The sequence below is a fragment of the Streptomyces phytophilus genome, assembly GCF_013870535.1.
Lineage (GTDB): Bacteria > Actinomycetota > Actinomycetes > Streptomycetales > Streptomycetaceae > Streptomyces > Streptomyces phytophilus.
In genome coordinates, this window is record NZ_JACBXC010000938.1 from 1 (window position 1) to 2,420 (window position 2,420).

Below are 2,420 nucleotides of genomic sequence, written 5' to 3' on the forward strand. Positions count from 1 at the left end.
CTACTCGGCGAGGTCGAGCGCGACGACCGCGATGCCGTGGGGCTTGAGCGCCACGGTGAAGCGCGGCGCGTCGGCGGCGGTGAGCCGGCCGGAGACGGCGCGGATGCCGGTGATGGTGCGCGGCCCGTCCGGGTGCGCCAGCGCCGGGTCGATGGTCACGGTGGCGGTCAGCGGCCGGGCGCTGCTGTTCAGCACCAGCGCGAAGAGCCGGCCGCCGTCGGTGGCCAGCGCGCCGAGGGTTTCGGCGTGCGGGGTGTCGGCGGTGAGCAGACGCGGCGGGATGCGCAGGGTGGCGGGGGTGCCGTGGACGCGGCCGGGGGCGAAGCCGTAGGTGAGCTGGCCGCCGACCTTGGGCGTGAAGTAGCCGCGGGGGAAGCTGATCCGGTCGCCGGTGCGGGTGCGTACCTCTTCCAGCAGGTAGTCGAGGATCCAGCCGATCTGCCACCAGGCGTGGTGCGGGAAGGAGCCGATGCCGTTGTCGAAGCGCACCCAGTAGTACGAGTGCACGCCCGGCTCCTCGGCGACGAAGGCGTCTCGGCCGAGGGCGGCGGCGCGGGCCATGTCGCGGAAGAGGGGGTCGCCGGTGAGGCGGTGGATGCGCAGGTAGGTGCCGGCGAAGCTGGAGAGCAGGATGGGGCCGTTGCCGGGGGCGCTGTCGTTCTGCTCCTTCTGCAGGCCGAGCTGGGTGAGCTGCCACGCCTCGTAGGTGGCGCCGGCCCGGGTGCGGGGCTCGGTGGACGGGGCCGGGTGGGTGTAGATCCAGGTGGTGTGGAGGCGGGCGACCTCGATGGCCGCGTCGCGGTAGCGGCGCTCGCCGGTGGCGTCGGCGAGGTCGAGCAGGCCCTGGATGCCCTGGGAGAGGGACAGGTCCATGCGGAAGCCGGAGTCGCCGGTGGAGCCGAGGTAGCGGGCGCGCTCGACGGCGTGCGCGACGTACCAGTCGGCGCCGCGCACGGCGCCGTCGAGGTAGCGCCGGTCGCCGAGCGCGTGGTGGGCGACGAGCAGGCCGTACCAGGTGGGGCGCAGGTCCTCGGTCAGATGGGGGTAGGTGACCGCGTACGGCGGCTCCTTGTCGGTGGCGACCACCCAGGAGCCGTCGGGCCTCTGGGCATCGGCGAGGTGGTCGGCGGCGAGCCGGATGCGGCCTTCCAGTTCGGCGTCGCCGGGCTGGAAGAGCAGGATGTGCGCGAGGTCGGTGACGACGTAGTACGCGGTGGCCAGGGGCTCGACGTAGTCGGCGATGTCGGCGTCGGGGTTGCCCTCCTCGACGAAGCGGTCCGACGTGAACAGGTAGTACTGGCCCTTGAGGGCGCCCCGGTAGTGGCCGGCGGCGGTCTGCTGCTGGGCGAGCTTGAAGTCGCGCACGTACGGCAGCCGGTCGCGCGTCAGCAGTTCGTCCGAGGTGGCGGCGGCCAGGCCCCACATGGCGCCGATGTCGGAGTTCTTCATCGCGTCGTTCTCGGCGCCCTGGACGAAGCCGTTGTACTTCTGGGCGCCGATGGTGGCGCCCTCGTACTCGTCGGTGAGCCACTGGGACAGCACCGGGTCGGCGATGTAGGTGGCCTGGATGCGGGCGAGGCGCTCGGTCAGCGCGTGCTTGTTGGCGGCGAGTTCGAGGTAGCGGCCGAAGCCGTAGACGTCGGTGGCGGCGTGCCGCAGCGCCTCGAACCAGTCGGCGTCGGTGAGGGTGAAGCGGAAGTCGAGGGCCCGCTCTTCGCCGGCGGTGCAGCGGGAGTCGGCGCGGCCGAGGATGGGCCGGGCGAGGTGCGGGGTGAGGCGGCCGGCGCGGTCGCGGGTGGACAGGGCCAGGCGTACGTCGCGGTGGGTGACGCGGTCGGCGGCGTACGGGTCGCGGGCCATGCCGGGTTCGGCGACGGCGGCGAGGGTGAGCCCTTCGGTGGTGCTGAGGATCGGGGCGAGGGTGGTGGCGAGGTCGTCGTAGAAGAGGTGCGGCACGGCGGGCAGGCCGTGGCCGTACTCGGCGGCCATGCGCAGGTCGGGGTTGGCCTCGTGGCCGTACCAGCCGCCGGGGACGCAGCCGAAGGCGAGGTCCTGCTCGGGCAGGGCGCACAGCGTGGGGGTGCGCAGGCTGACCCAGCCGTCCCGGGCGGCGGTCCAGGTGAGGGTGACGCGTACGTCGCGGGGGTGGCGGCCGTCGATGCGCCAGCGGGCTTCGAGGGTGCCGAGCGGGTGGGTGTGGCGGAAGACGACCGCCTTGCTCTCGGCGGTGCCCTCGGCGGTGGCTTCGGCGGGGAAGAAGGCGTGGTGGGTGCCGGCCTCCTCGCGGCGGACCTGCTGGGCGTCGGGCGGCTCCGCGCCGTCGTGGTGGGTGAGGCCGTACTCGCCGATGGCGCCCGGGAGTTCGCGCCAGCCGCGGCGGGTGCGGATGCGGACGCGGACGGCGCGCCAGCCAGCGTCGG

Annotated in this window: 1 protein-coding gene; it reads right to left on the reverse strand. The window is 74.0% G+C overall.

The features are described from left to right. A partial coding sequence (locus H5J30_RS27420; RefSeq protein WP_181789999.1) for a glycoside hydrolase family protein occupies nucleotides 1-2,420 on the reverse strand: 2,420 nt, incomplete at its 5' end.